Below are 8399 nucleotides of genomic sequence, written 5' to 3' on the forward strand. Positions count from 1 at the left end.
CGTCGAGGACATCCAGACCAACACCGCGACGGTCGCGCGCGGCATCGAGGCGATCACCGCGCGCCGGTCAGCCGCCGCCGCCGGCGCCGCCCACCCGCCCGCGCTCGTCGAGGATCTCGACCAGACGACCGACGCGATCGGTCATGACCGCGTCGACCCCGAGGTCGAGCACGAGGCGCAGCTCGGCGTCGGTGTTCGGCGTCCAGCAGCACGTGCGGATGCCGAACGCCGCCATGGCCTCGACGGTCGCGGGTGCCAGGAGCTTGAACCACGGGTTGTAGAGCTGCGGGCGCAGCTGAGCGAGCAGCCGCACGTCGGGCAGCGACAGGGTGTCGTCGTTGAGGTAGACGGTCGCGCCGGGGTCGGCCGCCCGGATCTCGAGCAGGCCGTCGGTCGAGCCGCAGAACGCCGTCGCGTCCGCGCGGGCCTCGCGCACGACGCGGAGCGCCGGCAGCGCCGCGACGGGGTGCTTCTGGTCCAGCACGAGCGGCACGCCCGCGTCGTCGGCGACCTCGAGCAGCTCCGCGAGCCGGGGGACGCGCACGTCGCCGTCGCCGAGCCGGGCGATCTCCGGCCACGTCAGCGCCGCGACCGGGCGGGGGTCGTCCCACAGCCGGGCGAACGTGTCGTCGTGCACCACGACGACGGTCCCGTCGGCCGCCAGCTGGACGTCGACCTCGATCGCGTCGGCGCGCTGACGGGCCGCGGCGAGCACCGCCGCGACGGTGTTCTCACGGTGCTCGACCGGGTCGCCGCGGTGGGCGATGGCGAGCGGTCGGTCGGGAGCGGGCACGGTGTCCTCCGGTGTCAGGCGTCGGTGCGCAGCCCCGATCTCACACCGTCGCGCACGTCCTGGCCGGTGGGCGCGCCGCGTCGGCGGACCACCTGACGAGCACGCACGGTCGTCCGGGCGGCGCGGGACGGTAGTTTGGGCCCATGCCTCGCGCCACCTCGTCCGCGCGCCCGTTCGGTGCCGTGCTCACCGCCATGGTCACGCCGATGACCCCGGACGGTGCGCTCGACCTCGACGCGGCCGTCCGCCTCGCGACCCACCTCGTCGATCACGGGCACGACGGCCTCGTGCTCAACGGGACGACCGGTGAGGCGTCCACGACGCACGCCCCCGAGAAGGCCGAGCTCATCGCCGCGGTCGTCGGGGCCGTCGGGGACCGGGCGAGCATCGTGGCGGGCGCCGGCTCGAACGACACCGCGCACGCCGTCCGCATGGCGGAGCAGGCCGCGGACGCCGGCGCGCACGGGCTGCTCGTCGTGAGCCCCTACTACTCGCGCCCGTCGCAGGAGGGCGTGTACCGCCACGTCGTCGCGGTCGCGGACTCGACCCCGCTGCCCGTCATGCTCTACGACGTCCCGGGGCGCACCGGGGTCCGCTTCGCCGCGGACACCCTCGACCGCCTCGCCGCGCACGACCGCGTGATCGCCGTCAAGGACGCGTCGGGCGACCTCTACGCGAGCCTCACCGCGATCGAGCGGACCGGGCTCGCCTGGTACTGCGGCGACGACAGCGCGTACCTCGCGATGCTCGCGCACGGCGCCGCGGGCGTGGTGAGCGTCGTCGGCCACGTCGCCGGCGCGCGCCTCGCCGAGGTCACCGCGGCGTTCGACGCCGGGGACCACGCCCGTGCCCTGCACGTCTTCCGGTCGATCGTGCCGGCGATCGACGCCCTCAACGGAGCCGGCTTCCAGGCGGTCGCCGCCAAGGCCGCCGTCGAGGCCCTCGGCCTCATCCCGAACCGACACATGCGGCTGCCGCTGGTGGCCGCCACCGACGACGAGGCGGAGGGGGTGCGCGCCGGAGTGCGCGCGGCCGGCCTCCTCGACGTCGTCCCCAGCTGACCCAGGAGAACCATGAGCCATCCCCACCCCGAGCTGACGCTGCCGCCCGCCCTCCCCGAGGGGGCGCTGCGCGTCGTCGCTCTCGGCGGGCTCGGGGAGGTCGGCCGGAACATGGCCGTCCTCGAGTACGCCGGCCGCCTGCTCGTCATCGACTGCGGCGTGCTGTTCCCCGAGGACCACCAGCCCGGCGTCGACCTGATCCTCCCGGACTTCGAGTACATCCGGGACCGGCTCGACGACATCGAGGCGATCGTGCTCACGCACGGGCACGAGGACCACATCGGCGCGGTCCCGTACCTGCTGCGCCTGCGCCGCGACATCCCGCTCGTCGGGTCGCAGCTCACGCTCGCGTTCGTCGAGGCGAAGCTCAAGGAGCACCGCATCAACCCGCTGACCCTCGCGGTCCGCGAGGGTCAGACGGAGCAGCTCGGCGTCTTCGAGTGCGAGTTCGTTGCCGTCAACCACTCGATCCCGGACGCGCTCGCGGTCGCGGTGCGGACCGGCGCCGGCACGGTCCTGCACACCGGTGACTTCAAGATGGACCAGCTGCCGCTCGACGGGCGCGTGACCGACCTGCGCGCGTTCGCGCGGCTCGGCGAGGCGGGCGTCGACCTGTTCATGGTCGACTCGACCAACGCGGAGGTCCCCGGCTTCGTGACGGGCGAGCGCGAGATCGGCCCGGTGCTCGACGGGGTGTTCGCCGACTCCGCGAAGCGCATCATCGTCGCGTCGTTCGCCTCGCACGTGCACCGCGTGCAGCAGGTGCTCGACGCCGCGCACGCGCACGGCCGCAAGGTCGCGCTCGTCGGCCGGTCGATGGTGCGCAACATGACGATCGCCGCGGAGCTCGGCTACCTCAAGGTGCCCGACGACGTCCTCGTCGACCAGAAGCAGATCGAGCGGCTGCCCGACGACGAGGTGGTGCTCATGTGCACCGGGTCGCAGGGCGAGCCGATGGCCGCGCTGTCGCGCATCGCGAACAACGACCACAAGATCTCGGTCGGCCACGGCGACACCGTGATCCTCGCGTCCTCGCTCATCCCCGGCAACGAGAACGCCGTCTACCGCGTCATCAACGGGCTGACGCGCCTCGGTGCGCGCGTCGTGCACGGCGGGAACGCCAAGGTGCACGTCTCCGGGCACGCGAGCGCCGGCGAGCTCCTGTACTGCTACAACATCCTCAAGCCGCGCAACGTGATGCCGGTGCACGGCGAGGTCCGCCACCTCGTCGCGAACGCGGCGCTCGCGGTCAAGACCGGTGTCCCGGCGGACCGGGTCGTGCTCGCCGAGGACGGCGTGGTCATCGACCTCATCGACGGGCGCGCGCGGGTCGTCGGCGCCGTGCCGTGCGGGTACGTGTACGTCGACGGCTCGAGCGTCGGGGAGATCACCGAGGTCGAGCTCAAGGACCGGCGCATCCTCGGCGAGGAGGGCTTCATCTCGATCTTCGCCGTCGTCAGCTCGGCCGACGGCAAGGTCCTCGCCGGGCCGCAGATCCACGCACGCGGCTTCGCCGAGGACGACGCCGTGTTCGAGGGCATCATGCCCGAGCTCGTCCAGGCGCTCGAGGACGCGGCCCGTGGCGGGGCCTCCGACACGCACCAGCTGCAGCAGGTCGTGCGGCGCATCGTGGGCCGGTGGGTGTCGAACCGCCTGCGCCGCCGCCCCATGATCATCCCTGTCATCGTCGAGGCGTAGCCGACGCGGCACGTCGGGGCCGGCAGGCGGACGGGGCTCACCTCGTCGCCTGCCGGCTCTCGTGCGTCCGGAGGCCCGGGCCCTCGGCAGGCCCCGGGGCTCCTCAGCCCGGGGCCGCCGTCCGTGCCACCTCGGGTGCGGCGGGCTCGGCCGTCGGCGGCCGACGGCGAGCTCGGCCCTGCACGGAGGCCGCCGCGGACCCGGCGACGATGAGCACCGCCGCCACGACCACTGCGGCCGTGACCGGCTCGTCGAGCACCACGGCGCCGAGCGCGACCGCGACGAGCGGGTTGATGTACGCCACCAGGGTCGAGCGCGCGGCGCCGACCTCGCTGATCAGGCGGAAGAACAGCACGAACGCGAGCGCGGTGCAGACGAGCCCGAGCGCCGCGAGCGAGCCCAGCGCCGCCGGCCCCGGCACCGGGTGCGGGCCGGTCAGCAGCACGATCGGCAGGTAGACCAGCGCCGACAAGGACAGGCACACCGCGGTCAGCGTGACGGCGGGGACGCCCTGCAGCGACCTCGCCGCGATGATCGGCGCCGCGGCGTACCCGAGCGCGGCGAGGAGCACCTGCGCGAGCGGCCACGCCTCCGCGGCCCCGGAGCCGGGCCCGGCGAGGACCGCGACCCCGGCGAGACCCACCGCGAGCCCGACCCACCGGACCCCGGCCACGGGCAGCCGGTCGCCGACGAGCCGGCCCAGCACGACGGCCATGATCGGGACGGTCGCGACGAGCAGCCCCGTGGTCGAGCTCGCGAGCGTCCGCTCGGCGTTCGACAGCAGGACCCACGGACCGACGATCTCGAGAGCGGCGAACGCGGCGACGGCGCGCCACCGCCCGCGCAGCGCGCGCAGGCCGTCGCCGCGGAGCGCGAACGGCAGGAGCACAACGGCGCCCAGCGCGGTCCGGACGAGCACGAGCATCGGCGGCGTGACGTCCTGGACCGCGACCTTGATGAGCAGGTACGGCACGCCCCAGATGATGCCGACGGCGACGAGCAGCGCCCAGCCGCGGCGGCTCATGCCCCGGCCCGCACGAGCGTGAGGCCGCGGTGCGCCGCGAGCCGTTCCTGCTCGGCCTCGACGGCCTGCTGCACCGCGGGCGGCCAGGGCTCCCAGGCGTCGACCACCACGGTGAGCCGGCGCCCGGAGGCCTTGGGCCGCCACGTGCCGAGCACCTCGCCGTCGACGAGCACGGCACCCGGGCGGCCGAGCGTGCGCCAGAGGTCCTTCTGCCGGGCGGGGTCGGCCACGAGGAGAGACCGGTCGCGCGCCTGCAGGTAGAGGTCGAACGGCCCGAGCAGGCGGACGACCGGAGCGCCGTCGCCCGCGCCCGCGCTCGTCCCGGCGAGCAGGGCGTCGGCGTCGGCCTCGAGGACCCAGCGCGTCTCGCCCTCGACGAGCACCTCGCGCACGTCGTGCGGCCAGCGCGCGACGACGTCCGCGAGCGTCGCGTCGAGGTAGCCCGCGACGTCGTGGGGCATCGCGGGTCCCAGGTGGTGCAGGTACGCGCGCACGACGTCGAGCCGCTCGACCGGCTCCGGCAGGGCTGCCGGTGCACCGGGAGCCGGAGCCGGGGACAGGTCGGCGACGTGGTCCGTCGGCCAGCCCGGGACCCGCCGCAGGACCGGCGGCGACGTCCCGGGCTCGAGCTCGAGGCCCGCGTGCAGCGCGGCCAGCCGGAACGGCATCTCGTACAGGTGCGTCGCGTCGCACGGGCGGCAGTAGCGCAGGTACGGCTCGGGCATCGCCTCCGTGAGCCGGGTCGACATCACGCCCTTGACGGTCGGCTCGACGACGATGCGGCGCATCTCCCGCGCGACGGCGGCCAGCGCGTCCGGCACCTCGATGCCCGCCTCGTGCAGCGGCTTGCTCGCGTCGTAGACGCGCTTGGCGGCGTCGGCAGGGGAGTAGGGGCGGAGCGCGACCTCGACGCCGGGCAGGTCGGCCCGGCGGTAGGCGTGCGGCGCACCGCGCACCGTCCACGCGAGGGCGAGCTCGGCGGGCCAGCGTGCGGCGTCGGCCTCGACGGGCACGCCGCGGTTGGCGAGCGACCACGCGGCGCCGCCGGTGCCCGTGTCCTGCACGCCGAGGTCGAGCACGTCGGCGTCGCACGGTCGGCGAGCCGCGTCCACGGGCCGGTCGAGCTGCTGGGCCCGGACGCGGTGCCGCAGGACCTGCGCCCGGCTGACGGGCACGCCTGTGCCGGTGCCCGACGCGGTGCCCCTGCCCGCCGCGGTGCCCGCGTCGGAGGCGGTACCGGCCTCGAACGCGGTGCTCGGGGCGGCCGCACGTGCACCCCGGGGGCCGCGCCGGTCGCCCCCGCCCGTCGTCGTCCCGCCCGTGCTCGTCGTCCGCGTGCGCGCCATGCCGCCACCTCCGGGGTCAGCGTGCCACCGGTGACCGACACGCGGCACGGGTCCGGGAGCCGTCCTGCGCCCCGCCGGCGACTTCGGCAGGACTTCGGCGAGCGGCGGCGGCATCTGGCCGTCGGCGCCTCCGGTGCCCCGCGGCGCCGACCGCAGCCGGCGCGCCACATGGGCCTAGGCGTCGTCCCGCGCGGTCGCGAACATCGCGGTCCCCACCGCACCGAGCGCGCTGCGGAACCGCTCGTCGTGCTCCGCCGGACCGCCGGGGAGCAGCCCGGCGAGCTCGAGCCCGACGAGCCCGTGCACGAGCCCCCAGAGCCGCACCGCGAGCTCGCGCGCGTCGCCGTCGCTCCGTGGTGCCCCGCTCGCCGCGAGGACGCGCTCGACCGCGTCGCGGAGCACCACGAAGGTCGGGTGCTCGGTCGCGGGGCCCTGCGTCGGCTCCTGCGCGCCCACGCGGGCCGCCTCGAACATCACGCGGTAGAAGTGCGGGTCCGTGAGCGCACTGGTGCGGTAGGCCACACCGAGCGCGAGGAGGTCCGCTCCAGCGTCGTCCGTCGCGTCGACCCGCGCGAGGTGTGCGGCGAACCGGCGGAACGCCTCGTCGCCGACCGCACGCACGAGCTCGTCCCGCCCGCCGAAGAGCGCGTAGACGGCCGACGCCGACGTGCCGGCGCTCGCGGCCACGTCGCGCACGCGCAGCGCGTCGACCCCGGCCTCGGAGATGGCGGTGGACGCGACCTCGAGCAGCCGCTCGCGCAGCGCGTCGTCGTGCAGTCGGGGGCGAGGCATGCGGCGAGTGTAGAGCGCTTGACGCCGGTTTACGAACGGTGTTCTATAACAGCGTTCGCAAACCGAGGAGGAAGCATGATCGAGCTGACCGAGGCCGCCCGGACCACCGCCGGGATCGTCGCGCTCACCGTCGTCGCGATCGAGTCGGGCGGGTACTTCCTCGTCCGGGTCGGGACCGGGAAGGTGCCCGTGACCGAGTTCCAGCGAGGCTTCTACCGCGCGGGTCACGCGCACGCCGGCGTGCTCGTGACCCTGGGCCTCGTGTGCCTCCTGCTGGGGGAGGCCACGGCGCTGTCGGGCGCCGCGCGCTGGCTCGCGCAGACCGGCGTGCTCGTCGCCGCCGTCGTCATGCCCATGGGGTTCTTCTTCTCCGCGGTGGGACCGGGCCGCGAGCGCCCGAGCCGGTGGGTGGTCCTGCTGCCGCTGGGTGCGACGGTCCTCGCCGCCGGCGTCGTGACGCTCGGCATCGGCCTGCTCACCGCCTGAGGAGCGCGCGCCCGCCGTGCCGGGGCGTGGACGTGCCGGGGCGTGGAGGGGCCGGCACGCCGCCGCCTCCGACACGCGTGCGGACCGGCGCTCCCGGCCGCAGGGCCCCGCCGCCGCTACCGTGAGGACCATGGCGACCCGTACGTCCTCCTCGACCCCCCGTGCGGGCGGGTCCGCCTCGTCGTCCCAGGCCCGGGGGACCGCCCGTACCGGTGCACGCGGCGCCTCCACCCGCCCCGCCGGCCGGGCGCCCAAGCAGCCGCCGCCGCCCCACCGCCCGGCCCTCCCGCTGCGGATCGTGCGCGGCGTGTGGATGGGCTGCGCGCACCTGCTGGGCGGCACCGCGCGCCGCGTCGGGCAGGGAGCGCGCGACCTCGACCCCGCGCACCGGCGCGACGGCATCGCGTTCACCCTGCTGGCGCTCGCCATCGTCGTCGCGGCGCGCGAGTGGTGGGGCCTGTCCGGGACCGCGGGCGACGTGATCCACGACGTCGTGGCCGGGACCTTCGGGCAGGTCGGCGTCGCGGTCCCGGTCGCCCTGCTCGCGACCGCGGTGCGCCTCATGCGCCACCCCGAGCTCGCGCAGGCCAACTCCCGCATCGGCATCGGGTTCTCCGCGATCGGGCTCGCCGCGTGCGGCGGGATCCACCTCGAGGCGGGGCTGCCAGCACCCGCCGACGGCTTCGGGCCCGTGCAGGACGCGGGCGGGGTGATCGGCTACCTCGTCGCGACCCCGCTCGAGAGCCTGCTCACCGCGTGGGTCACCGTCCCGCTGCTCGTGCTCCTCGCGTTCTTCGGCGTCCTCGTGGTGACCGCGACGCCGGTGCACCAGATCGTGCCGCGCCTGCGCGCCGGCTACGACCGGCTCACCGGCAACCAGCGCACGCTCGACGCGCCGCTCGACCCCGACGACGCCCCGCTCGTCATCCACGCCGGCCACAGCGCGCTGCCGGAGATCGAGGCGCCGCCCAAGAAGAAGCCGCGCGGTCGCCTCGGGCTGCGCAAGCCGCGCGCCGAGACCCCGCCCGACCTCGCGGACACCGAGCTGCTCGACGGCTACGAGGGCGACGAGGCGTTCGAGCGTGCGGCGATCGTGGCTGCGCGCGAGGAGGCCGAGCGCGAGGCCGCCGAGGCCGAGGCTGCCGCGCAGGCCGACGCGACGCCGACGACGGCGATGCCGGCCGCCGGCACCCCCGCCG

At 75.7% G+C, this 8399-nt stretch carries 8 protein-coding genes; 4 read left to right on the top strand and 4 right to left on the bottom strand.

Features of this window, described 5'->3' with window-relative positions:
• Window positions 1-67: 67 nt before the first annotated feature.
• Window positions 68-793 (bottom strand): glycerophosphodiester phosphodiesterase, encoded by a 726-nt coding sequence (locus tag AB6N24_RS22065; protein ID WP_412871507.1) that lies wholly within the window; start codon window positions 791-793, stop codon window positions 68-70.
• Window positions 794-936: 143 nt separating this feature from the next.
• Between AB6N24_RS22065 and dapA the strand changes: the two genes are divergently transcribed.
• Window positions 937-1854, top strand: a complete 918-nt coding sequence (dapA, locus tag AB6N24_RS22070; protein WP_412871508.1) for a 4-hydroxy-tetrahydrodipicolinate synthase — start codon at window positions 937-939, stop codon at window positions 1852-1854.
• 12 nt (window positions 1855-1866) lie between these two features.
• The gene (locus AB6N24_RS22075; protein ID WP_412871509.1) at window positions 1867-3552 is read left to right on the top strand and encodes a ribonuclease J; all 1686 of its coding nucleotides are present in this window, start codon (window positions 1867-1869) and stop codon (window positions 3550-3552) included.
• A 103-nt stretch (window positions 3553-3655) separates the two neighbouring features.
• Here the strand turns inward: AB6N24_RS22075 and AB6N24_RS22080 are convergent, their stop codons facing one another.
• The 3 genes from AB6N24_RS22080 to AB6N24_RS22090 form a co-directional block, all read right to left on the bottom strand.
• Window positions 3656-4576, bottom strand: coding sequence for a DMT family transporter (locus AB6N24_RS22080; RefSeq protein ID WP_412871510.1), 921 nt, complete (start codon window positions 4574-4576; stop codon window positions 3656-3658).
• Window positions 4573-5922 (bottom strand): DNA glycosylase AlkZ-like family protein, encoded by a 1350-nt coding sequence (locus AB6N24_RS22085; RefSeq protein ID WP_412871511.1) that lies wholly within the window; start codon window positions 5920-5922, stop codon window positions 4573-4575. Before AB6N24_RS22085 ends, AB6N24_RS22080 begins: the two co-directional genes overlap by 4 nt.
• A gap of 174 nt (window positions 5923-6096) precedes the next feature.
• On the bottom strand, window positions 6097-6714 hold the full coding sequence (locus AB6N24_RS22090) for a TetR/AcrR family transcriptional regulator (protein WP_412871512.1): 618 nt from the start codon (window positions 6712-6714) through the stop codon (window positions 6097-6099).
• A gap of 75 nt (window positions 6715-6789) precedes the next feature.
• Here AB6N24_RS22090 and AB6N24_RS22095 point away from each other — a divergent pair, with 75 nt between their 5' ends.
• Together AB6N24_RS22095 and AB6N24_RS22100 are read left to right on the top strand one after the other, a co-directional pair.
• Window positions 6790-7200, top strand: a complete 411-nt coding sequence (locus tag AB6N24_RS22095; RefSeq protein WP_412871513.1) for a hypothetical protein — start codon at window positions 6790-6792, stop codon at window positions 7198-7200.
• Window positions 7201-7330: 130 nt separating this feature from the next.
• Window positions 7331-8399, top strand: a 1069-nt coding sequence (locus tag AB6N24_RS22100; protein ID WP_412871514.1) for a DNA translocase FtsK 4TM domain-containing protein, incomplete at its 3' end; no start/stop codon positions are given.

Origin of the sequence: Cellulomonas jepli (assembly GCF_047229345.1) — a bacterium.
Classification (GTDB): domain Bacteria; phylum Actinomycetota; class Actinomycetes; order Actinomycetales; family Cellulomonadaceae; genus Cellulomonas_A.

Bases quoted from the DNA above. Each gene is read 5' to 3' on its own strand.
- dapA (WP_412871508.1), top strand. From the start codon at position 937: ATGCCTCGCGCCACCTCGTCCGCGCGCCCGTTCGGTGCCGTGCTCACC.
- AB6N24_RS22075 (WP_412871509.1), top strand. From the start codon at position 1,867: ATGAGCCATCCCCACCCCGAGCTGACGCTGCCGCCCGCCCTCCCCGAG.
- AB6N24_RS22080 (WP_412871510.1), bottom strand. From the start codon at position 4,576: ATGAGCCGCCGCGGCTGGGCGCTGCTCGTCGCCGTCGGCATCATCTGG.
- AB6N24_RS22085 (WP_412871511.1), bottom strand. From the start codon at position 5,922: ATGGCGCGCACGCGGACGACGAGCACGGGCGGGACGACGACGGGCGGG.
- AB6N24_RS22090 (WP_412871512.1), bottom strand. From the start codon at position 6,714: ATGCCTCGCCCCCGACTGCACGACGACGCGCTGCGCGAGCGGCTGCTC.
- AB6N24_RS22095 (WP_412871513.1), top strand. From the start codon at position 6,790: ATGATCGAGCTGACCGAGGCCGCCCGGACCACCGCCGGGATCGTCGCG.